The sequence below is a fragment of the Methylorubrum populi genome (assembly GCF_002355515.1).
Classification (GTDB): domain Bacteria; phylum Pseudomonadota; class Alphaproteobacteria; order Rhizobiales; family Beijerinckiaceae; genus Methylobacterium; species Methylobacterium populi_A.
The window spans coordinates 4819549-4841915 of the sequence record NZ_AP014809.1 but is presented as its reverse complement, the minus strand read 5'-3'; the positions used below and the strand labels follow the sequence as shown (position 1 = coordinate 4841915).

Annotated in this window: 23 protein-coding genes; 16 read left to right on the top strand and 7 right to left on the bottom strand. The window is 71.0% G+C overall.

Features of this window, described 5'->3' with window-relative positions:
* Positions 1-615: 615 nt before the first annotated feature.
* The 6 genes from MPPM_RS22405 to MPPM_RS22380 all read left to right on the top strand — a co-directional run bounded on the left by MPPM_RS22405 (position 616) and on the right by MPPM_RS22380 (position 6031).
* Positions 616-1308 carry a Crp/Fnr family transcriptional regulator gene (locus tag MPPM_RS22405; protein WP_012456405.1) on the top strand — a complete coding sequence of 231 codons (693 nt, stop codon included), beginning with the start codon at positions 616-618 and terminating at the stop codon, positions 1306-1308.
* An 89-nt stretch (positions 1309-1397) separates the two neighbouring features.
* Positions 1398-2483 (top strand): ABC transporter ATP-binding protein, encoded by a 1086-nt coding sequence (locus MPPM_RS22400; protein ID WP_096486943.1) that lies wholly within the window; start codon positions 1398-1400, stop codon positions 2481-2483.
* Positions 2480-3439 carry an ABC transporter permease gene (locus MPPM_RS22395; RefSeq protein WP_096486942.1) on the top strand — a complete coding sequence of 320 codons (960 nt, stop codon included), beginning with the start codon at positions 2480-2482 and terminating at the stop codon, positions 3437-3439. Before MPPM_RS22400 ends, MPPM_RS22395 begins: the two co-directional genes overlap by 4 nt.
* Complete coding sequence (locus MPPM_RS22390) at positions 3436-4212, top strand: ABC transporter permease subunit (RefSeq protein WP_096486941.1); 777 nt, start codon at positions 3436-3438, stop codon at positions 4210-4212. Before MPPM_RS22395 ends, MPPM_RS22390 begins: the two co-directional genes overlap by 4 nt.
* Before the next feature lie 42 nt (positions 4213-4254).
* Positions 4255-4956, top strand: coding sequence for a dTMP kinase (tmk, locus tag MPPM_RS22385; protein WP_096486940.1), 702 nt, complete (start codon positions 4255-4257; stop codon positions 4954-4956).
* On the top strand, positions 4946-6031 hold the full coding sequence (locus MPPM_RS22380) for a DNA polymerase III subunit delta' (protein ID WP_096486939.1): 1086 nt from the start codon (positions 4946-4948) through the stop codon (positions 6029-6031). The genes tmk and MPPM_RS22380 overlap by 11 nt, the downstream gene beginning before the upstream one ends.
* Positions 6032-6088: 57 nt before the next feature.
* Here MPPM_RS22380 and MPPM_RS22375 read toward each other — a convergent pair whose 3' ends face one another.
* Positions 6089-7714 carry an acyltransferase family protein gene (locus MPPM_RS22375; RefSeq protein WP_096486938.1) on the bottom strand — a complete coding sequence of 542 codons (1626 nt, stop codon included), beginning with the start codon at positions 7712-7714 and terminating at the stop codon, positions 6089-6091.
* Positions 7715-7935: 221 nt separating this feature from the next.
* On the opposite strand from MPPM_RS22375, the gene MPPM_RS22370 reads away from it, so the two are divergent.
* Together MPPM_RS22370 and MPPM_RS22365 are read left to right on the top strand one after the other, a co-directional pair.
* Positions 7936-8127, top strand: a complete 192-nt coding sequence (locus MPPM_RS22370; RefSeq protein ID WP_096486937.1) for a helix-hairpin-helix domain-containing protein — start codon at positions 7936-7938, stop codon at positions 8125-8127.
* Between the two features lie 164 nt (positions 8128-8291).
* Positions 8292-8834, top strand: coding sequence for a YciE/YciF ferroxidase family protein (locus tag MPPM_RS22365; protein WP_096486936.1), 543 nt, complete (start codon positions 8292-8294; stop codon positions 8832-8834).
* 93 nt (positions 8835-8927) lie between these two features.
* Here MPPM_RS22365 and MPPM_RS22360 read toward each other — a convergent pair whose 3' ends face one another.
* Positions 8928-9128 carry a hypothetical protein gene (locus MPPM_RS22360; protein WP_096486935.1) on the bottom strand — a complete coding sequence of 67 codons (201 nt, stop codon included), beginning with the start codon at positions 9126-9128 and terminating at the stop codon, positions 8928-8930.
* A 332-nt stretch (positions 9129-9460) separates the two neighbouring features.
* Here MPPM_RS22360 and MPPM_RS22355 point away from each other — a divergent pair, with 332 nt between their 5' ends.
* From MPPM_RS22355 to MPPM_RS22340, 4 genes are all read left to right on the top strand, one after another.
* Positions 9461-9673 (top strand): hypothetical protein, encoded by a 213-nt coding sequence (locus MPPM_RS22355; RefSeq protein ID WP_096486934.1) that lies wholly within the window; start codon positions 9461-9463, stop codon positions 9671-9673.
* A gap of 192 nt (positions 9674-9865) precedes the next feature.
* A complete protein-coding gene (gene metG / locus MPPM_RS22350; RefSeq protein ID WP_096486933.1) occupies positions 9866-11434 on the top strand; it encodes a methionine--tRNA ligase in 1569 nt (522 codons plus the stop codon).
* A 58-nt stretch (positions 11435-11492) separates the two neighbouring features.
* Positions 11493-12290 (top strand): TatD family hydrolase, encoded by a 798-nt coding sequence (locus MPPM_RS22345; RefSeq protein ID WP_096486932.1) that lies wholly within the window; start codon positions 11493-11495, stop codon positions 12288-12290.
* Between the two features lie 16 nt (positions 12291-12306).
* Positions 12307-13119 carry an MBL fold metallo-hydrolase gene (locus MPPM_RS22340; protein WP_096486931.1) on the top strand — a complete coding sequence of 271 codons (813 nt, stop codon included), beginning with the start codon at positions 12307-12309 and terminating at the stop codon, positions 13117-13119.
* Positions 13120-13123: 4 nt separating this feature from the next.
* On the opposite strand, the gene MPPM_RS22335 is transcribed toward MPPM_RS22340, so the two are convergent.
* The 4 genes from MPPM_RS22335 to MPPM_RS22320 all read right to left on the bottom strand — a co-directional run bounded on the left by MPPM_RS22335 (position 13124) and on the right by MPPM_RS22320 (position 16993).
* Positions 13124-13516, bottom strand: coding sequence for a group III truncated hemoglobin (locus MPPM_RS22335; protein ID WP_096486930.1), 393 nt, complete (start codon positions 13514-13516; stop codon positions 13124-13126).
* Positions 13517-13588: 72 nt separating this feature from the next.
* Positions 13589-14422, bottom strand: coding sequence for an SGNH/GDSL hydrolase family protein (locus tag MPPM_RS22330; RefSeq protein ID WP_096486929.1), 834 nt, complete (start codon positions 14420-14422; stop codon positions 13589-13591).
* A gap of 412 nt (positions 14423-14834) precedes the next feature.
* Positions 14835-15857: a sensor histidine kinase gene (locus MPPM_RS22325; RefSeq protein WP_096486928.1), complete on the bottom strand. Its 1023-nt coding sequence runs from the start codon at positions 15855-15857 to the stop codon at positions 14835-14837.
* A 191-nt stretch (positions 15858-16048) separates the two neighbouring features.
* The gene (locus tag MPPM_RS22320) at positions 16049-16993 is read right to left on the bottom strand and encodes a DMT family transporter (RefSeq protein WP_096486927.1); all 945 of its coding nucleotides are present in this window, start codon (positions 16991-16993) and stop codon (positions 16049-16051) included.
* Between the two features lie 190 nt (positions 16994-17183).
* Between MPPM_RS22320 and MPPM_RS22315 the strand changes: the two genes are divergently transcribed.
* From MPPM_RS22315 to MPPM_RS22300, 4 genes are read left to right on the top strand one after another with little or no spacing between them, the layout of a single operon-like run.
* A complete protein-coding gene (locus MPPM_RS22315) occupies positions 17184-18623 on the top strand; it encodes a protein adenylyltransferase SelO (protein WP_096487981.1) in 1440 nt (479 codons plus the stop codon).
* Positions 18624-18630: 7 nt separating this feature from the next.
* The gene (locus MPPM_RS22310; RefSeq protein WP_096486926.1) at positions 18631-19455 is read left to right on the top strand and encodes an SDR family NAD(P)-dependent oxidoreductase; all 825 of its coding nucleotides are present in this window, start codon (positions 18631-18633) and stop codon (positions 19453-19455) included.
* 2 nt (positions 19456-19457) lie between these two features.
* Entirely contained in the window at positions 19458-20387 is a 930-nt protein-coding gene (locus tag MPPM_RS22305) for an alpha/beta hydrolase (protein WP_096486925.1), read from the top strand.
* Complete coding sequence (locus MPPM_RS22300) at positions 20384-21895, top strand: flavin-containing monooxygenase (RefSeq protein WP_096486924.1); 1512 nt, start codon at positions 20384-20386, stop codon at positions 21893-21895. The genes MPPM_RS22305 and MPPM_RS22300 overlap by 4 nt, the downstream gene beginning before the upstream one ends.
* Here MPPM_RS22300 and MPPM_RS22295 read toward each other — a convergent pair whose 3' ends face one another.
* Positions 21896-22363, bottom strand: a complete 468-nt coding sequence (locus MPPM_RS22295; protein WP_096486923.1) for a DUF2721 domain-containing protein — start codon at positions 22361-22363, stop codon at positions 21896-21898.
* Positions 22364-22367 lie beyond the last annotated feature (4 nt).

Below are 22367 nucleotides of genomic sequence, written 5' to 3'. Positions count from 1 at the left end.
ACAGCCCTCACGCTCGACCACGTCGCAACGACAGTCGATCTTCAAGCAGGCGATGGATAAGCGCACAGAATCAGGAACGATGACATCAGGACCGACTTCGACATCGACTCCATCGGGTGTCTCGTCCCAAACGAGGCACCCAATATCACCACGACTCTCTGAAGATGAAATCAGTCCTACTTTGAAAGCGTCCTGCAGAAATAAGTCACGGTAACCTTCCAACATCGGTTAACTCCGCGATTGCCTCAGATCCGCAACGAAAGGTTACGGTTAATGCTTCCTAAAATCACGCGGAAAATGACTACATGCGGTACAAAAAACCTGTTGCGCGGCGGACAACTTCATGGAAGACGATTGGAGGCTGCCTATTCGTTCTCCGGCTAAGTGCTTATCAGTTTAGCCTTTTAGCGCGATTACAGCCGGCCGCGACGTCCGAATCAGCCCGCGCCCCGCGACGCCTCGCCGGATTCGGTCGCCGCCCCGGCGCGGCGCGGGGAACCGTCCGAGGATCCCAGCCGTCCACCTCAATCGTCGGGCAGCCGCGCGCGACGACTTGACCCGCCCCGGCGGGAGCCTCACCATCCAGGCTACGCGCGTAGACAAGGTACAAGAGGCGTGGCGACAGGCCGGTTGGCGAGCATCCCGTTCTTCAAGGAACCGGGTGTCGATCTCTCCCCATTCGAGACGCGCTGCCATTGGCGGCGCTTCGACGAGAACGAGACCCTCGTCGACTACGACGACATCTCGACCGACGTGTACTTCCTCGCCATGGGCGAAGTGCGCATCCTCAACCGGTCCCAGTCCGGCAAGGAGGTCATCCTCGGCGAGATGCGCACCGGCGCCTTCTTCGGCGAGCTGGCAGCACTCGACGGCATCGGCCGCTCGGCCAACGTCACGGCGCTCACCCGCGGCGAGGTCTGCGTGGTGCCCGCCCCGGTCTTCCGCCAGATCGTGTTCGCCTCGGAAGCGATCGCCGACCGGCTGTTCCGCCTGCTCGCCAAACGCGTGCGCGAGTTGAACACCCGGCTGATGGAGCACGCGCTGCTCGACCTGCGCCACCGGCTCTACGCCGAGCTGCTGCGTCTGTCGGTCCCGCGGGCCGGGCAGGATGGCGAGCGGGTGGTGACGCCGCCGCCCTACCACCACGTGCTGGCCGCCCGCATCGGCTGCCGCCGGGAGCAGGTGACCCGCGAGTTCACGGTGATGGCGGGCGAAGGCCTGATCGACCGAACCCGCGGCGCCCTCGTCATCCGCCGCCCCGACCTCCTCGAGGCGCGGGTCCAGGAGGCGCTGCGGGAAGACGCCTGAGCCTTGCCGCGGCGCCGTTCTCTCGAAATCGCCCTTCTCAACAGACAAGTCGCCGGGAATCCGCCGCGACGCCGGTCCGAAGATCCATCTTGCACGCAAGCACGTCCCATCCGGAACAGAGGCTCCGCCTGGAGCGGGTCGCTAAGCGCTTCGGCCCGCACATGGCGGTCGATGGCGTCTCCCTCGATCTCGCAGGCGGCGAGTTCTTCTGCCTGCTCGGGCCCTCCGGCTGCGGCAAGAGCACCCTGCTGCGGATGGTGGCCGGGTTCGAGACGCCGGATTCCGGGACGATCCGGCTCGGTGACGTCGATCTGACCGCGCTGCCGCCGCACCGGCGGCCGGTCAACATGATGTTCCAGTCCTACGCGCTGTTCCCGCATATGAGCGTGGCGGCCAATCTCGCCTACGGGCTGAAAGGTTTGGGCCTCAGCCGGGCGCAGGTATCCGGGCGGGTGAAGGAGCTGCTCCGGCTCGTGCGGCTCGAAGGCTTCGAGGCGCGCCGCCCCGACAAGCTCTCCGGCGGCCAGCGCCAGCGGGTGGCCCTGGCCCGGGCGCTGGCCCGCGAGCCGCGCCTCCTGCTCCTCGACGAGCCGCTCGGGGCGCTGGACCGAGCCCTGCGCGAGGAAACGCAAGGGGAATTGCGGGCGATCCAGCGGCGGCTCGGCACGAGCTTCGTCGTCGTCACCCACGATGCCGAGGAGGCGATGGCGCTCGCCGACCGGATCGGCGTGATGGAGCGCGGGCGCCTCGTGCAGGTGGGGCCGGCGCGCGAGCTCTACGAGCGCCCGGCGAGCCGCTACGTCGCGGGCCTGCTCGGCGACGTGAACCTGATCGATGGCCGCCTCAGGGGATCGGAGCCCGGCGGGATCCGCAGCGTCGAGACGGCCCTGGGACTCGTCCGCGCGACCGGCGAGGGCGAGGCGGGCAACGCCGTCGTGGTCGCGGTCCGTCCCGAACGTCTCGTCGTGAGCGGGGAGGGTGAGGCCGGCGGCCTGCCCGGAACCCTGACCGAGGCGACCTTCCTCGGCGACCGCATCCGCTACCGGGTGGAGATGGCCAACGGCTCGGTCCTGCGCGCCTCCGCCGCCCTGCCGGCCGCCGGCCCGATCCCGGCCGTCGGCGAAACCGTCACCGTCGCGGTGCCGGCGGACGCCGCGCGGATCCTGCCGGCATGAGCGGCCCTTCGCGGCGTCCTTCCCGTCACCCGTCGCGTCACCTGTCCCAGCGCTTGGGTCGAGGCTTCGTCCGGGGCTTGCCCTTCCTCTGGCTGGCGCTGTTCTTCCTCGTGCCCTTCGCGGTGACGCTGAAGATCAGCCTCTCCTCGCCGGCCACAGCGCAGCCGCCCTACCTGCCGGTGCTCGAATGGGACGGTGGCCTGGAGGGCTGGCGCGAGTTCTTCGAGGCACTCGATTTCCAGAACTACCAGATGATCGCGGCCGACGCGCTCTACCGCGACGCCGCCCTCTCCTCGCTCGGCTACGCCGCGCTCGCCACCGCGATCCTCGTCCTGATCGGCACGCCGACGGCCTACGCCATGGCCCGCGCCTCGGCGCGCTGGCAGCCGATCCTGGTGGCGCTCGTCATCGTGCCGTTCTGGACGAGCTTTCTCATCCGCGTCTACGCCTGGATCGTGATCCTCAAGCCCGAGGGGCTGCTCAACGCCGCCCTGATCAAGCTCGGGCTGATCGCCGCGCCGCTGCCGATCCTCGACGGTCCCTTCGGCGTGCTGATCGGGCTCGCTTACGCCTACCTGCCCTTCATGGTGCTGCCGCTCTACGCGGTGATGAGCCGGCTCGACCCCGCGCTCACCGAGGCCGCCGCCGATCTCGGCGCGTCGCGGGCGCGGACCTTCTTCACCGTCACGCTGCCGCTGAGCCTGCCCGGCCTCGCCGCCGGGGCGCTGCTCTGCTTCATCCCCATGGTCGGCGAGTTCATCATCCCGGATCTGCTGGGCGGCTCGGACACGCTGATGCTCGGGCGCGTCCTGTGGAGCGAGTTCTTCTCGAATCGGGACTGGCCCCTCGCCTCGGCCGTCGCCGTGCTGCTGCTGATCCTCGTCGTCGGGCCCGTGGTGCTGTTCCGCGAGGCGGAGCTGCGGCGCGAGGAAGCGGCGGAGGGGGCTCAGCGATGAGTCTCTTCGCCCGCACGGTGCTGATCCTGGCGCTGGCCTTCCTCTACGCGCCGATCGGGGTGCTGATCGTCTACTCGTTCAACGCGTCGAAGCTCGTCACGGTCTGGGGCGGGTTCTCGACCGAGTGGTACGGCGTGCTGTTCCGGGACGGGCCGCTCATCGCCGCCGCCCTCGTCTCGCTCAAGGTTGCCGCCCTCTCGGCCACCATCGCCGGGGTGCTCGGCACCTGCGCGGCGCTCGCGCTCGACCGGCACGGGCGCTTCCGGGGGCGGGGCGCCTATACCGGGCTCCTCTACGCGCCGATGGTGATGCCGGAAGTCATCACCGGCCTGTCGCTGCTGCTCCTCTTCGTCGGCATCGGCCTCGACCGGGGCATCACGACCCTCGTCATCGCGCATGCGACCTTCGCCACCGGCTTCGTCGCGGTGGTGGTCGGCGCCCGCCTGAAGGGCCTCGACCGCTCGCTGGAGGAGGCGGCCGCCGATCTCGGCGCGGGACCGGCCCGGGTCTTCTTCGGCATCACCCTGCCGCTGATCGCGCCCTCGGTCGCGGCCGGGTTCCTGCTCGCCTTCACCCTGTCGCTCGACGACCTCGTGATCGCGAGCTTCGTCTCCGGCCCCGGCGCCACCACCCTGCCGATGCGGATCTACAGCCAAGTCCGCCTCGGGGTGAATCCGGAGATCAACGCCGCCTCGACCCTGCTGATCGCCGCCGTCGGGCTCGTGGTGCTGACCGCCTCCTGGCTGACGGGGCGAAAGGGCGCGGCGGCCTAGCCATGGTCGCGCCGCGCCTTCCGCTGTGCTAGCCCGCATTCCATGTCGAGCGATGCGCCGCGGGGCGTCTTCATCACCTTCGAGGGCGGGGAGGGGGCGGGCAAGTCCACCCAGATCGCGCGTCTCGCCGAAGCCCTGCGGCAGACGGGCGGGCGCGAGGTCGTGACCACCCGCGAGCCCGGCGGCACCGAGCGGGCCGAGGACCTGCGCGCGGCGCTGCTGCGGGGCGTCGCCAAGCCCTACGGGCCCTTCGCCGAGGCGCTGATGTTCGCCGCCGCCCGCATCGACCACATCGAGAACCGGATCCGCCCGGCGCTCGCCCGCGGCGCGATCGTACTGTGCGACCGGTTCTCCGATTCGACCCGCGCCTATCAAGGCGCGGCGGGCGGCCTGGAGCCGGGGCTGATCGCCAGTCTGGAGCAGGTGACGCTGGAGGGCCTGCGCCCAGACCTCACCCTGATCCTCGACCTGCCGCCCGAGGCCGGGCTCGCCCGGGCGCAAAGCCGCGGGGAGGGGAGACCCGCCGACCGTTTCGAGGCGGAGGGCCTGCGCTTCCACGAGCGGCTGCGGGCGGCCTTCCGCGCCATCGCCGAGGCCGAACCGGAGCGCTGCCGCGTCATCGATGCGGAGCCCGGGCCCGACGCGGTCGAGGCTCGGATCCGCGAGGCCGTCTCCGCGTGGCGGCCGGATCTGCTTCCCCAGCGCGTTCCGGCGCCGGGGGAAGGGCAGGGCCATGCGGCCTGATTCCACCCGCAGCGGCGCCCGCGATTCCGCCCGCACGGAATCCGAGGCGGGCGACCTCGCCAACATCCCTCGCCCCCGCGAGCAGACCTGCCTCCTCGGCCAGCCCCAGGCCGAGGCCGCCTTCGCCGCCGCCCTGGCCTCGGGACGCCTCCACCACGCCTGGCTGATCGGCGGCCCCGCCGGCATCGGCAAGGCGACGCTCGCCTACCGCGTCGCGCGCCGGCTCGTGGCGGACCCGCGCACGCTTCCTTCCCCCGAGTCCCTCGACGTGCCGGAGGACCATCCGGCCGCGCGGCAGGTGGCGGCCCTGTCGCATCCGAACCTCGTGGCGCTCCGCCGGGTCCAGGCGCCCGGCGCCAAGACCCTTCCGACGCGCATCTCGGTCGATGCCGCCCGCGAGGCGCTCGCCCTGTTCGGCGCCACCGCGGGCGGGGAGGGGGGCTGGCGGGTCTGCATCGTCGACAGCGCCGAGGATCTCAACGCCAACAGCGCCAACGCACTCCTCAAGATGATCGAGGAGCCGCCGCCGCGCGCGATCTTCCTCATCGTCTCGCACGCGCCCGGCCGCCTGCTGCCGACGATCCGCTCCCGCTGCCGGGCCCTGGCGCTGCGCCCGCTTGCCGAGACCGATCTGCGCGCGGTGATCGAGGGCTTCCCGCCCCCCTTCGTCCGTCCCGACGCCGCGGCCCTGGCGCGGGCGGTCGCGCTCTGCGAGGGCTCGGTCGCCCGCGCCGTGGCCCTGCTCGATCCCGCCACCGCCGCGGTCGAGGCGGAGGTGTCCGCCCTGCTGGCCGGCCTGCCCGAGCCCGATGGGCGGCGCGTCCTCAAGCTCGCGGAGACGCTGGCCGGCCGCGACGCCGAGCCCCTGCTGGCCACGGCGCTGGACGCGATCCAGCGTCATGTCTCGGCCGAGCTCGACCGCCGCCAGGGCGAGGGCCCGGCCCGCCTGCTCGGGCTCGTCGAGGCGGCCGAGCGCATCGCAGCCTCCGCCCGCGAGGCGGCGATCTACAACCTCGACCGCCGGCCGCTGGTGCTCGCGGCCTTCCGCGAACTGGCCGCCGCCGCACGGGCTTGAGCGGAAGCCGAAGCCGCCCTGCCCGAAGAGAGCATCCGGCTTCCGCCTGAGACGCGTTCAGCGCCCCAGCACGGCCATCCGCCCGTCCGGATCGATGGCGAGCACGAGCGGAGCCGGGTCTGCCGCGCAGGCGGCGGTGGGGATCTGCATCAGGAAGCCGATCCGGCCCGGCCGCGTCGAACCGGTCACGGCGGCGAGGTCCTTGCGCCACCGGCGCGGCCGGTCGAGGCCGATCAGGCGGCCGGAGCAGTAAACGGCCAGAAGGTAGGTCTGCTTCGGCCGCGCCGGATCGTAGGCGTAGGCCGAGACGACGGTATCGACCGGCGAGGCGGGCTCGATGCCCTCCAGCGCGGCCTGCATCGATGGGGGAAGCGCGAGGCCGCGGCCCTCGATCGCCGCTTTGGCCGCCCCGGGGCTGGACCAAGCCTCAGCGGGCAGGGCGGCCAGCGCCGCGCGCGCCCGCCGCTCGTACCCGTCGTTGCGGGCGGTCTCGGCGTTGCCCCAGGCGGCACAACCGGCAAATATCAGCAGGTAGGCGGTGAGCCCGCGCTTGAGGGTGGCGGGCGCGGCCGCGTCGATGCGGCGGCGCAGGGCGCGGTAGAGCGCCAGATCGAAGGGCCCGAGCATCGCGGCGAGCCCGAGCGCGGCCATGACGGCGGTGAGACCGTAGGCGAAGCCGGACCAGTGGGCGGGCACCGCCCAGGCGGTCAGCACCAGCACCGGGACGTGGATGAGGTAGAGCACGTAGCTCGCATCCCCGAGGGCGAGCGCAGCCCGCGTCACGGCGCCCTCGCTCCGGGCCTGACGGCCCGAGGCCGCGGCCCCCACGAGCAGCACCGCCGCGATCCCGCCGAGCCAGCGCGCCGCATCGCGCTCGACGAAAAGGCAGGCGGCGAACAGCGGCAGCGCCAGCAACCCGGCCACAGGTGTCATTCGACCGGAGGCGATCAACCGGGGCAGCAGCAGGCCGCCGGCGAAGGGCACGCAGGCGGCCATCAGCGGAAGCAGGTAGGCCGGCGGCAGAACCAGATCGCGCGAGGCCGCCGGCAGCAGCAGGAAGGCCGCCGCGAGCACGGCGAGCCAGAGGACGGCCAGCGGCACGATCCGGCGGGCAAGACCTGCGCTCGCCAGCAGGAACAGGCCGACATAGAAGCTCGTCTCGAAGACGAGGGTCCACTCGACGTTGAGCGCGTAGCTGCGCGGGCCCGCGGGCGCGAGCGACAGCGAGAGCGGCGCGAGACCGCCGAAGCTCAGGCCGAGGGCCGCGAACAGGGCGGCGAACAGCGCCACGACTGCGAGATAGGTCGGGAAGATCCGCGAGATCCGGTGCGCCAGAAACAGCAGGGGGCGGTCGCGCACCACGAGCCCCGCCATGAGGGAGCCTGAGATCGCGAAAAAGACGGCAACGCCCCACAGCCCCATCATCGCGTCGAGGGTCGGGAACAGACGGTCCGCGCCGCGAAGGAGCTGCGCGTAGACCGCTGCATGGTGGACGAGCACCACCGCCGCCGCGACCCCGCGCAGGATCTGGATGTTGGCCAAGCCGGCGGTCGCGCGGCGACCGGCCGGGGCGGAGACGGCCTCCGGAGCGATGCTCGGGGCGAGGCCGGTCGACGGATGTGCGGCGACCAGCGACACCGTCCGTGCGGGCCTGGCCAGCCTCCTGGCAAGACGTGCGAGCATGACTTTGCGTGGTCCGACTCCGGCGGGCGCGACGGATCCCCGCCGGCTTACGGACTCGACCCGTACCGAAGACTTGGGCGGTTTTGGTGTGGCGGCGGCGTTCCTCGGCGCCTGCTGCCGTTCGGCAACAGGCTGCGCGGCCGGCCTGCCGTTCGGGGACACGGAGACGCGGAACCGGCCCATCCCGCTGACGTTCCGTCCCGGCCGAACAGGAAGCCGCCATGCTCGATCTCAACACCGCGACCGCCGAGGAACTGGATGAGGTGCCGGCGCTGAAGGGCCACGGCTTCGAGATCGTGCGCTACCGTGAGGAGCGGGGCCGCTTCACCAGCCTGCGCCAACTCGACGAAGTGCCGGGCCTCAGCGGCAAGACGGACGGCATCGCCGGACAGGTCGCGGTTGTGGAGAACTGAGCCGTTCGCGGGGTGATCGGGGGCACTAAAGGTTCCCGGAATTTTGCAGTCTTTCCCCCGATGATTTTCGGACCCAAGCGCCGAGCTTCGCGTTTTTGCAGGACAGGCCGCCGGTGAGGCCACTCCCGCGGCCCACTCTTTCAGAAAAGCGGAGATATCTTACTATGGCTGCCAAGCAGAAAACTTTGCACGACGCGTTCTATGAGACGCTGAAGGATGTTTACTACGCGGAAAAGCAGTCCGTGCGTGCGCTGAAGAAATCGGCCAAGGCGGCCGAGCACGAGGAGCTGCGCCAAGCCTTCGAGACACACGCCGAGGAAAGCGCCAATCAGGTCGAGCGGCTGCAGCAGATCTTCGACATCATCGGCAAGGCGGCCCGCGCCAAGACCTGTGAGGCGATGCAGGGCCTCACCGCGGAGATGGAGGAGGACCTCGAGGATTTCGAGGACAGCCCCGCGGCCGATGCCGTGCTCGCGGCCTGCGCCCAGGCCGTGGAGCACTACGAGATCGCCCGCTACGGCACGCTGAAGACCTGGGCGAGCCAACTCGGCTACGCGGACGCCGCCAAGCTGCTCGACGAAACCCTTCAGGAAGAGAAGAAGACCGACCAGCTGCTGACGCAGATCGCGGAGCGACTCAACGTCGAGGGCTCGGAACGCGCCGTCGAGAGCGAGGCGAAGAGCAAGGGCGGGCGCAAGGCCGCCTAAAGCCGGCCGTCGGGCCATCGAGACGGAAAAGGCGCCGAGAGGCGCCTTTTTTCGTGCTCAGCGGTGGGTGGAAAGATCGATCCGAGAATCCGCTCAGACCAAGGCACTGATGAGCGTGGCGGCACCGATCAGGGCCACGCAGGCACCGACCTGCACGGCGCGCAAGGTTTCTATCGATGAGCGACGGTTATCGTTGGCAGCCTGTCCGCGCGAGCGCAGAAAATGGCGCTCAAGATCGGGCTCCGGAAGCTCGATCCAGTGCTCGTCCGACTCGCGAATCTTGGCGATAGACATGCGGACCTTCCTCGCAGAAGCCAAAGGGCGGTCGGCGCTCCTGGTTCTTGCCGGAGCGACACTATTCGACTGCCTCGTCGTGAGCCCGGATTAAGCAGACATCCGCGGGCGTGTCCATGCAAAATAGATCAGATTGGGGAGATAATACGAACCATATTGCAAAAAGCACGGGGCTCACCTCCACCGAGGGCCGATCCATGCGCTGAGCGAATGTCTGGCATTTGGTGTCTGGTATACCAAAAAGTGCAGCGCGGTGGCACATACGCTGCAACGCAACACACCCGCTAACGCCTTCGCCAATCCCCTCGCACAGACCGGACAGGACGCTCCCCATGATCTCTCTGGCTCTCCTCGCTGCCGTCGCCGCCGGTGCGGTCAACATCGCGCTGGTCACCCTGGTGGCCGACCGCCTGGGCCCGAAGGTCGGCACCGCTGCCGCCGGCGAGTTCGCTGCCACCGGCGGGGCGGCCCCCACCGCCAAGCGCGGCGCCGTCCGGATCGGCAACGAGAACGCCGCGCCGCTCGCCGCCCGGCGCGCCGCCTAAGCGCACGGCACTCTGAATCCATCACGACACGAAGGCCCCGCCGGTTCCCCGGCGGGGCCTTCGCGCGTCTACGACGGCGTTCCGCTTCGCGGATGGCCGCGACGCTCGGCCATCCGGTTGCGTCGCGGGACGTTTTCGCGCCACAAGGCACTTCAGTCCGACTGACCCTTCGCATCCGGGACATCTTCTGACGTGAGCGCGAGCGAGAAGGCGAACGAGCCCTTCCTCATCACCACGGCGATCTCCTACCCCAACGGCGCGCCGCATATCGGCCACGCCTACGAGGTGATCGCCACCGACGCCATCGCCCGCTTCCACCGCCTCGACGGGCGCGACGTGCTGTTCACCACCGGCACCGACGAGCACGGCCTCAAGATCCAGCAGACCGCCGCCCGGGCCGGCGTGACGCCGCGCGCCTTCGTCGACGACATGGCCGGACGCTTCAAGGCCGTGGCCGACCGGCTCGACTGCACCTACGACCGCTTCATCCGCACCACCGAGCCCGCGCATTACGCCGCGGCGCAGGAGCTGTGGCGGCGCATGGAGGCCAACGGCGACATCTATCTCGCCAAGTATGCCGGCTGGTACTCGGTGCGCGACGAAGCCTATTACGACGAGGCGGAGACCGTGCTCGGTCCCGACGGCGGCCGCCGCTCGATCAAGACGGACACGCCGGTCGAGTGGATGGAGGAGGAGAACTATCTCTTCCGCCTCTCCAACTACCAGGACCGCCTGCTGACGCTCTACGCGGAGCAGCCGGGCTTCCTCGGCCCCGAGACGCGGATGAACGAGGTCGCGAGCTTCGTGCGCTCCGGCCTCAAGGACCTATCGATGAGCCGCACGACCTTCGACTGGGGCGTGCCGGTGCCGGACCGGCCGGGCCACGTCATGTATGTCTGGGTCGATGCGCTGACCAACTACCTGACGGTGACGGGTTTTCCCGATGCGGAGGCGCCGAACGCCCGGTTCTGGCCCGCGAGCCTGCACATCATCGGCAAGGACATCGTCCGCTTCCACGCGGTCTACTGGCCGGCCTTCCTGATGTCGGCCGGGTTGCCGCTGCCGAAGCGCATCTTCGGCCACGGCTTCTTCCTCAGCCGCGGGGAGAAGATTTCGAAGTCGCTCGGCAACGTGGTCGATCCGCTCGATCTCGTCGACACCTACGGCGTCGATCCGGTGCGCTATTTCCTCCTGCGCGAGGCCCCGTTCGGCAGCGACGGCAATTACGACCACGAGGTGATCATCAACCGCATCAATGCGGACCTCGCCAACGATCTCGGCAACCTCGCCCAGCGCTCGCTCTCGATGATCGCCAAGAACTGCGAGGGCACGGTGCCGGAGCCCGGCGCGTTCACGGAGGCCGACGAGCGCCTGCTCGCCGCCGCCGCCGCGCTGCCGGAGAAGGCGCGGGGGCTGATGCGGGATCTGGCGCTCCACGCGATCCTGGCCGAGATCTGGGCCGTGGTCGGCGAGGCCAACCGCTACTTCGCCTCCGAGGAACCGTGGCGCTTACGCAAGAGCGATCCGGCGCGGATGAGCACGGTGCTCTACGTCACGGTCGAGACCCTGCGCCGGGTCGGCCTGATGGTGCAGCCCTTCGTGCCGACGGCGGGCGGGGCGCTGCTCGACCTGCTCGCCGTGCCGGTGGACCAGCGCAGCTTCGCCTTCACCAGCGCCGAGCACCGTCTGCGGGCCGGCACGGCGCTGCCTGCCCCGGCCCCGATCTTCCCCCGTTTCGAGAAGCCGGAGGCGACGGCCTGACGCGGGCCGCCGTCCCCGCATCGCTCCTCTCCGAAGATAGAAATTCGCCGAACAGACCATGCTGGTCGACAGCCACTGCCATCTCGACTTCCCCGATTTCGCCGAGGACATCCCCGGCGTGATCGCCCGCGCGGCCGAGGCCGGCGTGACGCGCCTGCTCACCATCTCGACGCGGGTCGCCAAGGCGGACAGCTACCGCGCGCTCGCCGAAGCGCATACGGCGGTCTGGTACACGGTCGGCACCCATCCGCACGGCGCCGCCGAGGAGCCGGACGTGCCGGCGGACACGATCGCCGCGCTCGCCGCCGCGCCGCGCTGCGTCGGCATCGGCGAGGCGGGGCTCGACTACCATTACGAGGACGCCGCGCCGGAGGCGGTGCAGGAGCGGGTGCTGCGCGCCCATATCGAGGCTGCCCGCCTCTCCGGCCTGCCGCTGGTGATCCATTCCCGCGACGCCGATGCGCATATGGAGGCGGTGCTCACCGACGAGATGGCCAGGACACCGTTCAAGGCGGTGCTGCACTGCTTCTCGTCGGGCGCGCGGCTGGCGCAGGTCGGGGTCGAGCTCGGCCTGTCGGTGTCGTTCTCCGGCATCGTCACCTTCCGCCGCTCCGACGCGCTGCGCGACATCGCCCGGAACGTGCCCCTCGACCGCATCCTGGTCGAGACCGACGCGCCGTTCCTCGCCCCCGAGCCGCACCGCGGCCGGCGCTGCGAGCCGGCCTACACCGCCGACACCGCGCGGGTGCTGGCTAGGACCCTCGACCTGTCCTTCGAGGATTTTGCCGCCCGCAGCACGGCGAACTTCTACCGGCTGTTCTCCAAGGCCGCGGCGATCGACGGGATCGCCGCATGATGAGGGGGGAGGGCGCATGCCGAGCCTGAACCTGCGGATCCTCGGCTGCGGCTCCTCCGGCGGCGTGCCGCGGGTCGGATACGGCTGGGGCGCCTGCGATCCGGCCAACCCGCGCAACCGCCGCCGCCGCTGCTCGCTGCTGGTCGAGCGCCGCCAGGGAGACGGGGGAGGGGGCGCCACAACGGTGCTGGTCGACACCTCGCCGGACCTGCGCGAGCAGCTCATCGATGCCGGCGTCACCCGCCTCGACGCCCTGCTCTACACCCATGCACATGCCGACCACACCCACGGCATCGACGACGTCCGGCCCCTCGTCATCCACATGCATCGGCGCATCCCGGTCCACGCCGACCCCCTCACGCGTGCATTGCTGATCAAGCGCTTCGGCTACGCCTTCGAGACGCCGCCGGGCAGCCTCTACCCGCCGATCCTCGACCTGCACGAGATGCGGGCGGGCGCGACCCTGACCATCGGCGGCGCGGGCGGCCCGATCGAGGCGGAAGCCTTCCGCATGGAGCACGGCAACGAGATCGCCCACGGCTTCCGCTTCGGCCCCGCCGCCTACGCGCCGGACGTGAGCGTGATGCCCGAGGCGGCCAAGGCCCGCCTGCACGGCCTCGACCTGCTCATCATCGATGCCCTGCGCGAGACCCCTCACCCGTCGCACTACTCGGTCTCGGACGCGCTGGCGCTGATCGAGGAGGTCGCGCCACGCCGCGCCATCCTGACGAATCTCCACACCGATCTCGACTACGCGACACTGGCGAGGAAGCTGCCGGCGAACGTGGTGCCGGCCCATGACGGGCTGACGGCAACCGTCGATCTCTGAGACGTCAGGCGCGAACGTCGCGCAGGTCAGCCCGGAAGAACAGGCCGGCCTTGAGGCTGTCGCCGATGCGGTGCGCCCGCTCGACGATCTGTTCCGCGATCGGCGGCTCGAACACCTCCCTGGCGGTCTCCTCGAACAGGCCGAGCCAGCGCGCGAAATGCGCCGGCTCGATCCCCTCGATGCCGAGATGGCGGCCGAACGGGTTGCCCTTGTAGCGGCCGGTCTTCAGCAGCACCGAGGACCAGAAGTCGCGGATCGTGGCGAGATGGCGCGGCCACGCCTCGTCCGGGATCTTACGGGCGAAGACGGGCCCGATCAGCGGGTCGCGGCGCACTCGGGCGTAGAACGCGTCGAGGAAGGCGGCGAGCGCCGCCTCGGTCAGTTCGGCCTGCTTCATGGGACGGCCCGAGAAGGCGGGGAGGGGGCTTCCTGAACGGGAAAGGCACCCCTGCCCCGGTCAGTTCCGGCGTCAGTTCCGGGCCAGCGAGGGCTGGATCAGGCCGGCGCCGACGAGGATCTGGGCGGCGGCCGCCTTGGCGAGCTGGCGGTAGCCGGCATCGGTCATGTGCAGGCCGTCGGGGCCGATCATCTGGGCCGGGGTCATCAGTCCGTGCGTGACCCAGGACTGCATCAGGGCGCGGCGGCGGATCACCGGCACGCCGAGTTCGGCGGCCAGGGCGTGCAGGGCTTCGCCGTAGCGCTCGGCGCCGCCGACGCCCGAGAGCTTGCTGCACCATTGCTGGTCCATCAGCACCACGTCGGCCCCCGTGGCGCGGATCGCCTGGATGCCCGCACGGGTCAGTTCGACGAAGCGTTCCAGCGGCACGCCCGCGAGCGGATCGTTGCTGCCGGTCTGCCAGACCACGAGGTCGGGCCGCTCGGCGAGCACGTCGCGCTCCAGCCGCCGCGCCATCGCCTCGGACGTGTCGCCGCCCTTGCCGCGGTTGATTACGGTGATCGAGCGCCGGCTCGACGCGCCGATCTGCAGGCGCTCCTCGAGGTCGCGCTCGAGCAGGGCAGGGTAGGCCGTGGCCGGCGACGAGGCACCCGCCCCTTCCGTCGAGGAGGAGCCGAACGCCACGATCCGCACGTCGCCGTCCCGGCCGAGCAGGGAGGCGAGCCGGACGAGCTTCGCCGGCAGGCGCTCGCCGGAGGCCGGCTTCTGCGGTGACAGGACCTGCTGCGCCGTCACCGCCGGCGCATCGGGCTGCGCGCAGGCACCGGACAGGCCGAGCGGGCCGGCGAGGGCTGCGGCGAGGATCAGGCCGGGTAGCGTGCGAAACGAGAACGTGCGGAACGACATGGCGAAGCGTCCGACAGCCGGCTCTGTTGCCCGAGGTCTCCGGCTGTTGCCCGATGATTGTGACGATAGCGAGGGATCCCGCCGCGTCCTGTGACACGGGTCCCACCGCAGCCACGAACCGGACTGGCAGGGAAAGGCCGAAAAGCGGGAAAACGCGGGCGATTTATGGTTAATAGGAGCCCAAAGGCAGCCCATATCCGCCCTTAAGTTCCATAATATATCTTATGCGAACGGCGTTGGTGCGGTTCGGATACGGTGGCCGGAAGCCCGAGCGGCAGGTCGCTGGGATGGCTCGCCAGTGCAGTATGGACCATTGGCATCCGTCCCCAGCTTTGCCGGTCGAAGCCGCCCTACCCTCACGCCGGCGCCGTCACGATGCCCGCTTCGATCACGCGGACACCGCATCGCTCGATCAGGCCGCGGCCGGCGCGGGACCGGTGGCGAAGACGAGGCGGACCACCGTGCCGCCCTCGTTGGCGTAGGTCAGCGTGCCGTCGAGCTGGGCGGCCAGCCCCTGGACGATCCGGAAGCCGAGGCTGCGGCTCGCCGCCGGGTCGAAGTCGGCGGGGATGCCCGGCCCGTCATCGGCGATGCTGAGGGCCGCCTGGCCGCCGTCGAGGGTTTCGAGCCGGATGGTGATGGTGCCGCGCCGGCCTTCCCGGAAGGCATGCTTCAGGGCGTTCGTCACCACCTCGACCACGAGAAGCGACAGGGTGGTGAGGCGGGCGAGGTCAAGGCGCACCGGCGGAACGTCGACGAGGCAGACGATGTTGCGCGCGCCCGTGGCGTCGAGCAGATCGGTGCAGAGCTCCTGAAGGTACTGGCCGACGGGCAGATCGGCCAGGGCCGGGTCGTAGAGGCGGCGATGGATGCGCGCGATCGTCTCCAGCCGGGTCTGCGCCTCGTCGAAGACGCCGACCGCCTCCTGCGGGTTCTCGACGACCTTGCGCCGCTGCAGGGCGAGCAGGGCCGCCACGAACTGCATGTTGTTGGCGACCCGGTGCTGCAATTCCTGGAACATGGTGCGCTGCTGCTCGTAGAGCTGCGCGCTCAACGCCCGCTCCGCGCTCAGGCGCTCGCCCGCGACGCGCATCAGGTGGATGAGCGCGATGTCGACGGCAACGATGAAGGCGTAGAAGCCGAGCGCCAGAGCGGTCTGCGCATCGAGCAGGAAGGTGTTGGACTCGCCGATGAAGACGTACCACGCGGCGAGCCCCGAGAGCACCGCGCAGACGATCCCCGGCCGCAGGCCGAAGAAGAACGTCGTCAGGATCACCGCCGGGAAGAAGGTCAGGAACGGAAAGCCCGGCGGCAGCACGTCGTCCAGGGCGTGGCGCAGGGCGGCCGCGGCCCCCGTCGCGCCGAGGGCGGTGACATCGCCGAGCCACAGCGGCACGGGCCGCCGTGCGACGGCGGGGGTGAGGGGAGACGACATGTCGACGAGAAAGATCCGAGAACGTGATTCGAAAGAACTCTAGCGGGTTTTCAGGCCCGATCTGTGACCCATCCAACGCGGCGCAGGTTTTTCGCCCGTCACCCGGACAGTAACGACTGAGAAGATGTTCAACCCTCAGTCGGAGATCGGGCGGATCGTTCCCCTCCCCTCCGCCGCTTCTGCCTTCATTCTCAAAGACGCCTGTCCTGGCTCTTGGCCCGTGCCGCGCGCCGCCCTGTGGTCTCGGCGATGAGGATGCCGCCGAGCACGAGAAGCAGCGCCAGCGTCTCGGCCCCGCCGAAGGGCTCGCCCGCCAGCAGCACGGCGAGCCCCGCACCGAAGACCGGTACGAGGTTCACGAACAGCCCGGCCCGGTTCGGGCCGATCAACTCGACCCCGCGGATGAAGGAGAGCTGCGCCAGCAGCGAGGGACCGAGCGCGACGAAGGCGACGATCGCCCAGGCCGTGGCGGTGCCGGGCCAGATCGAGCGACCGAGCGCCCATTCGGCCGCCAGCGGCGGCAGCGAGGTGAGGAAGGCGGCCAGCGCCAGGGCGGTGAAGAAGGCGAGTCCCGTCACCGCCGGCCGCCCGGCGAGCGCCACGGTGTAGCCGGCATAGACGAGGCTCGCAGCCAGCATCAGCCCGTCGCCGAGATTGAGGCCGAGATGGGCCAGCACCGCGAGGTCGCCGTGGGTCGTCGCCACGGCGACGCCCACCAGGGTGACGGCGGCGCCCAGCACCTGCCCGGCCCGCACCGGAACCCGCCGCACGACGAAGTTGAGCATCATGACGAAGACCGGGATCGCCCCCTGGATCAGCGCGACGTTGACCGCTTTGGTGTAGATGCCGGCGGCGTAGAACAGGCTCGCGAAGATCGTGAAGCCGCAAGCTCCCATCAGGAACAGGTAGCGCCAGCGCTGTACCAGCCGGTCCCAATCCGCCAGAACGGCGCGGCGCGCCACCACGAGCAGCACCGCGAAGGCGAAGGCCCAGCGCAGGGTGGTCAGCACCTGCGGCGAGACCTCGCCGACCGCCCATTTGCCGGCCACGGTGTTGCCCGCCCACAGCAGGGTGGTCAGCGTCAGGATCGGATAGGCCGCCGCGGAGGCGCGGGCGCCGGGGGTGCCTTGGGTCACGCTGGGAAATCCGTGCTCGGGGCTCGTTTCGATGCGATGCCATGCCGTGACGGACCCGGGATAGCCAGGGCAGGGCACGGCACCCATTCCGTGGTGGGATCGCCCCTCCCCGCCGGTGGGTTCACCCTTTCGTCGGCTTGACGTTCCCCCGCGCCTGCCCGACTCCTCCCGCCGCTCAGGAGCCGCTCCCCTGCCCGCCCATCGACCCTCGCGCCGCCACGCCGATCTCGGCCCCGACTTCTCCGACGTCGTGGCGCCGGCCGACTTCCCGTCGGCGATCCTGCGCTACCGCAACCAGCCTTGGGCGCGGCGGATCGGGCTCGACGACCTGTCGGACACGGCCTGGATCGCGCATTTCGCGCGCTTCACCCCCGTGCCCGGCTCGTTCGAGAGGCCGCTGGCCCTGCGCTACCACGGCCATCAGTTCCGCTCCTACAATCCCGATCTCGGCGACGGGCGCGGCTTCCTGTTCGCGCAACTCCACGACCTGCGCGACGGGCGGCTGCTCGATCTCGGCACCAAGGGCAGCGGCACGACGCCGTGGTCGCGCGGGGCGGACGGGCGGCTCACCCTGAAGGGCGGCGTGCGCGAGGTACTCGCCACCGCCATGCTGGAGGCGCTCGGCGTCGAGACCTCGAAGTCGCTCAGCCTGATCGAGACCGGCGAGGCGCTGGAGCGGGGCGATGAGCCCTCCCCGACCCGCTCGGCGGTGCTGGTGCGGCTCTCGCATTCCCACCTGCGCATCGGCACCTTCCAGCGCTTCCTGTTCCTCGAACAGCCCGAGGCCATCGCCCGCCTCGTCGATTACGTGGTCGAGACCTACTATCCCGGCATCCAGGAGGCGGACGGGGCCGAGCGGGCGGCGCTGTTCTTCGAGGCGATGCTGGCGCGGGTGGCGCGGATGGGCGCGCAGTGGATGGCCGCGGGCTTCGTCCACGGCGTGCTCAACACCGACAACATCAACGTCACCGGCGAGAGCTTCGATTACGGCCCCTGGCGCTTCGCGCCCGCCCACGATCCGGCCTTCACCGCCGCCTATTTCGACGAATGGGGCCTCTACAGCTTCGGCCGCCAGCCCGAGGCCCTGTTCTGGAACCTGAGCCGCCTGGCCGACTGCCTGCTCGGCCTCGTGCCCAAGGAGCGGCTGGAGGCGGGGCTCAAGACCTTCGGCCCGGCGCTGCAGGACGCCTTCGCCGAGGCGATCCTGTTCCGGCTCGGCGTCACCCCCGCCCAAGGGGAGGGCGAGGGCGCGGTCCACCGGCTGGTCGGCGCATTCTGGGCCTTCCTGGAGAAGAGCCGCGCCCCGTTCGAGCAGGTTTTCTTCGACTGGCGCGGCGGTCTGGCGAGCGAGCCCCGGGCGGCGCGCAGTCCGGCGGGCGAGCACTACGCCAGCGACGCCTTCCGTCCGGTTCACGCCGCGCTCCAGGCGATGCGCCCGGCGGCCGAGGCCAACCTTGACCACCCCTATTTCGCCCGCGAAAAGCCCTGCACGATGCTGATCGACGAGGTCGAGGCGCTCTGGGCGCCGATCGCGGAGGCCGACGACTGGTCGGCGCTCCATGCCAAGCTGGCCGAGGTCGAGGCGATGGCCGAGGCCTATGGCACCCGTCCCCTCCCCCCGGAGGCCTGAGGCGGAGATGGCTCGGCGCTTCGTCCTGCGGGGCCGCACCGCCCTCGTCACGGGGGCCGCGAGCGGCATCGGCGCGGCGCTGAGCCTCGCGCTGGCGGGCCGCGGCTGCGCCCTCGCGCTCGCCGACCGGGACGCGCAGGGCCTCGCCGAGACGGCGGAGAAAGCCCGCGCCTCGGGTGTTGCGGTCAGCGAGCACGTCCTCGACCTCGCCGACCGCGAGGCGCTCCTCGCCCTGCCGGAGGCGGTCCGGGCCCGTCACGGCGGCCTGCAGCTTCTCGTCAACAATGCCGGCGTGGCGCTGGGCGGCCGGTTCGAGGAGACGGACCCGGCCGATATCGACTGGCTGATGGACGTGAACCTGCACGCGGTGATGCGGCTGACCCATGCCTGCCTGCCGTTGCTGCGGGACGAACCCCAGGCGCAGATCGTCAACCTGTCGAGCGTGTTCGGCATCATCGCGCCGGCGGGGCAGGCGGCCTACGCGGCGAGCAAGTTCGCCGTGCGCGGCTTCACCGAGGCCCTGCGCCACGAGTACGAGGGCACCGGGCTCGGCGTCACCCTGGTGCATCCGGGCGGGGTCGCCACCGCCATCGCCCGCAACGCCCGCACGCCGCGCTCGATGGATCCGCGGGAGGCCGCCGCGGGGCTGGCCGCCTTCGAGCGCCTGCTGACCCTGCGCCCAGAGACGGCGGCCGCGGCGATCCTGCGCGGGATCGAGGCGCGGGCGCCCCGCGTGGTGATCGGCGCCGACGCCCGCCGCGCCCTCTTGGTCCAGCGGCTGCTGCCGGTGCGCTACTGGTCGCTGATCCGCCGCGCCGTTCGGGACACATGACCATGGCGAGCCTGCGCGCCCACCTCTACGATCTCGCCATTCGCCTCGCGGTGAAGCGGCGGCTCGGCAACACCCTCGACGTGCTGGCGATCCGTCGCGCCTTCGAGAGCGCCCGGTTCCCGCAGCCGCCCGGCGTCGCCTTCACCGCCGGCGAGGTCGGCGGCGTGCCCGGCGAGTGGGCGCAGGCCGAACGGAAGGAGACTGAGGGGGCGGAGGGTACGCGCCCCACCCTGCTCTATTGCCACGGCGGCGGCTTCATCGCCTGCTCGGCGCAGGTCTACCGCCCGGTCACCGGCCGCTTCGCCCGGGCCGGCTTCCGGGTGTTCACGCCGGATTACCGGCTGGCGCCGGAGCACCCCTTCCCGGCCGCGGTCGAGGATTGCAGCGCGGTGTGGGCCGCGCTCGTGCAGGCCGGACCGGCGGTCGTCGCCGGGGATTCGGCGGGCGGCACCCTGGCGCTCACCACGATCATCGAGGCGCGCCGCCTCGGCCTGCCTCCGCCCGCGGCCGCGGCGCTGTTTTCGCCGGCCACGGATCTGATCGGCCGCAGCGCCTCGTTCCGCACGAATGGGCGCCGCGACGCGATGTTCCGCCCGGAATCGCTGATGCGGCTCGTGCCGGCCTATCTCGCCGGGGCCGACCCCGCCGACCCGCGCGCCTCGCCGATCGAGGCGGACTTTTTTGGGTTTCCGCCGCTGCTCATCCATGTCGGGGCGCGCGAGATCCTGCGCGACGACTCCCTGCGGCTTGCCGAGAAGGCGCGGGCCGCAGGCGTGCCGGTCGATCTCACGGTGTTCCCCGTGGTGGCGCATGCCTGGCAGCTCGCGGAGAGCTTTCTGCCGGAGGCGCGAAGCTCCCTCGATGGCGCAGCTCTCTTCCTGCGCCGCGCCTTGGAGGCGGGCTCCCATCCCGGCACGGAGGCGGCGGCGTGAGCGAGGCGCCCCTCAACCTCGTCATCGTCGGCGCGGGCTTTTCCGGCCTCGCCATGGCGATCCGTGCGCGGCAGGCGGGGTTCGAGCGCCTCCTCGTGCTGGAGAAGGCCGCGGGCATCGGCGGCACGTGGCGGGCGAACACCTATCCCGGCGCCGCCTGCGACGTGCCCTCGCAGCTCTACTCCCTCTCCTTCGCCCCGAAATCCGACTGGTCGCGCCTGTTCGCGCCCCAGGCCGAGATCCAGAGCTATCTCGAAGGGCTCGTCGCCGGGCACGGCCTCGCGCCGTTCCTGCGCCTGGAGACCCGCGTGGAGCGCGCCGTGTTCGACGCGGCGGCGGGCCTGTGGCGGGTCGAGACCGACAAAGGGACGCTCTCGGCCCGGGTGCTGGTCGGCGCGATGGGCGCCCTGCACCACCCGTCCCTGCCCCGCATCCCCGGCCTGGACAGCTACTCCGGCACCGCCTTCCACTCCGCGGCCTGGGATCACGCCTGCGATCTGCGAGACAAGCGCGTCGGCGTGATCGGCACGGGGGCGAGCGCGGTGCAGTTCGTGCCGGAGATCGTCGGCCGCGTCGCCCACCTCACCCAGTTCCAGCGCTCGGCCCCCTGGATCCTGCCCCGCGGCGACCGCCCCGTCGGGGACGGGCGCCGACGCCTCATGCGGCTCGCGCCCCTGCGCCGGCTCTACCGCGCCTCGCTGTTCTGGCGCCGCGAGGTCGCGGCGCTCGCGGGCTTCACCCGCGTCTCGCGCGTGACCGCCCTGGCAGAGGGAATGGCCCGCCGTCACCTCGCCGCCTCGATCGCCGACCCGGAGCTGCGCAGAAAGCTGACGCCGGATTACCGCCTCGGCTGCAAGCGGGTGCTGCTCTCCGACGCGTACTATCCCGCCCTCGCCCGCCCCCATGCGAGCCTCGTCACCGCGCCGATCCGCGCGGTTCTGCCCCACGGCCTCGTCACCGCGGACGGCACCGAGCACCCGCTCGACGTCCTCATCTTCGCCACCGGCTTCTCCCCCGGCGGCAGCCTGCTGCGCACCGAGGTGATCGGGCGCGACGGCGTGAGCCTGCTGCAGGCGTGGAAGGACGGGGCCGATGCGTTCCGGGGCATCTCGGTCGCGGGCTTCCCGAACTTCTTCCTGCTGCTCGGCCCCAATACCGGGCTCGGCCACAACTCCGTGCTCCTGATGGTCGAGGCCCAGGTCGCCCACGTGCTCGATGCGCTGCAGCGCCTGCGCAGCCATCCCGGCGGCGTGCTGGAGGTGCGCCCGCAGGCACAGGCGCGCTTCCGCGCCGAGGTCGATGCGCTGATGCGGGACAGTATCTGGACGCGGGGCGGCTGCGGCAGCTGGTATCTCGACCGTGCGGGCCGCAACCGTACGCTCTGGCCCGGGACGGTGGGCGATTACGTGCGCGGCACCGAGCGGCTGCGGGCGGAGGATTACGACTTCGTCGGTCCTCCAGGGCTCCGCCCTGGACCCGCGAAAGGGCTTGCCCTTTCGAAACCCTGATTATCCCGCTTGGTCCTGCTTACGCTCGACCTCCAGGCGCACGCCCCTTCCGGCCAGAAGGATCTCGGCGAGGAAGGCCAGGATCGCCAGGATGGTGCAGACGAGCGCGAGGCCGAAGCAGGCGAACAGCACCGAGGCGGCCGAGGCATCCCTGAGCGCGCCGACGAACAGCGTCAGCACCGCGGCGCCCGTCATCACGCCGCCCAAGCTCGCCAGCACCACGGCGAGGTCGAGCAGGAGCGAGCGCCGCCGCAGATAGGCGAGACGCCGGTCGAGCGTCGCCCGCCCCTCCCCGTTCGCCCCGGGCAGGGTCGCCGAGAGGGCATCGACCTTGTCGGCGACGCGACCGAGGCGGGTCGAGAAGACGTTGAGCAGGGTCGCCAGCGCCGAGAGCAGGAAGGCGGGGGCGAGCGCCACCTGGATGATGTGGGCGATGCTGTCGGGATCGCCCGTCGCGGTCTGGAACATGCCG

Bases quoted from the DNA above. Each gene is read 5' to 3' on its own strand.
- MPPM_RS22395 (WP_096486942.1), top strand. From the start codon at position 2,480: ATGAGCGGCCCTTCGCGGCGTCCTTCCCGTCACCCGTCGCGTCACCTG.
- MPPM_RS22390 (WP_096486941.1), top strand. From the start codon at position 3,436: ATGAGTCTCTTCGCCCGCACGGTGCTGATCCTGGCGCTGGCCTTCCTC.
- tmk (WP_096486940.1), top strand. From the start codon at position 4,255: ATGTCGAGCGATGCGCCGCGGGGCGTCTTCATCACCTTCGAGGGCGGG.
- MPPM_RS22380 (WP_096486939.1), top strand. From the start codon at position 4,946: ATGCGGCCTGATTCCACCCGCAGCGGCGCCCGCGATTCCGCCCGCACG.
- MPPM_RS22375 (WP_096486938.1), bottom strand. From the start codon at position 7,714: ATGCTCGCACGTCTTGCCAGGAGGCTGGCCAGGCCCGCACGGACGGTG.
- MPPM_RS22370 (WP_096486937.1), top strand. From the start codon at position 7,936: ATGCTCGATCTCAACACCGCGACCGCCGAGGAACTGGATGAGGTGCCG.
- MPPM_RS22365 (WP_096486936.1), top strand. From the start codon at position 8,292: ATGGCTGCCAAGCAGAAAACTTTGCACGACGCGTTCTATGAGACGCTG.
- MPPM_RS22360 (WP_096486935.1), bottom strand. From the start codon at position 9,128: ATGTCTATCGCCAAGATTCGCGAGTCGGACGAGCACTGGATCGAGCTT.
- MPPM_RS22355 (WP_096486934.1), top strand. From the start codon at position 9,461: ATGATCTCTCTGGCTCTCCTCGCTGCCGTCGCCGCCGGTGCGGTCAAC.
- MPPM_RS22345 (WP_096486932.1), top strand. From the start codon at position 11,493: ATGCTGGTCGACAGCCACTGCCATCTCGACTTCCCCGATTTCGCCGAG.
- MPPM_RS22340 (WP_096486931.1), top strand. From the start codon at position 12,307: ATGCCGAGCCTGAACCTGCGGATCCTCGGCTGCGGCTCCTCCGGCGGC.
- MPPM_RS22335 (WP_096486930.1), bottom strand. From the start codon at position 13,516: ATGAAGCAGGCCGAACTGACCGAGGCGGCGCTCGCCGCCTTCCTCGAC.
- MPPM_RS22330 (WP_096486929.1), bottom strand. From the start codon at position 14,422: ATGTCGTTCCGCACGTTCTCGTTTCGCACGCTACCCGGCCTGATCCTC.
- MPPM_RS22325 (WP_096486928.1), bottom strand. From the start codon at position 15,857: ATGTCGTCTCCCCTCACCCCCGCCGTCGCACGGCGGCCCGTGCCGCTG.
- MPPM_RS22310 (WP_096486926.1), top strand. From the start codon at position 18,631: ATGGCTCGGCGCTTCGTCCTGCGGGGCCGCACCGCCCTCGTCACGGGG.
- MPPM_RS22305 (WP_096486925.1), top strand. From the start codon at position 19,458: ATGGCGAGCCTGCGCGCCCACCTCTACGATCTCGCCATTCGCCTCGCG.
- MPPM_RS22295 (WP_096486923.1), bottom strand. From the start codon at position 22,363: ATGTTCCAGACCGCGACGGGCGATCCCGACAGCATCGCCCACATCATC.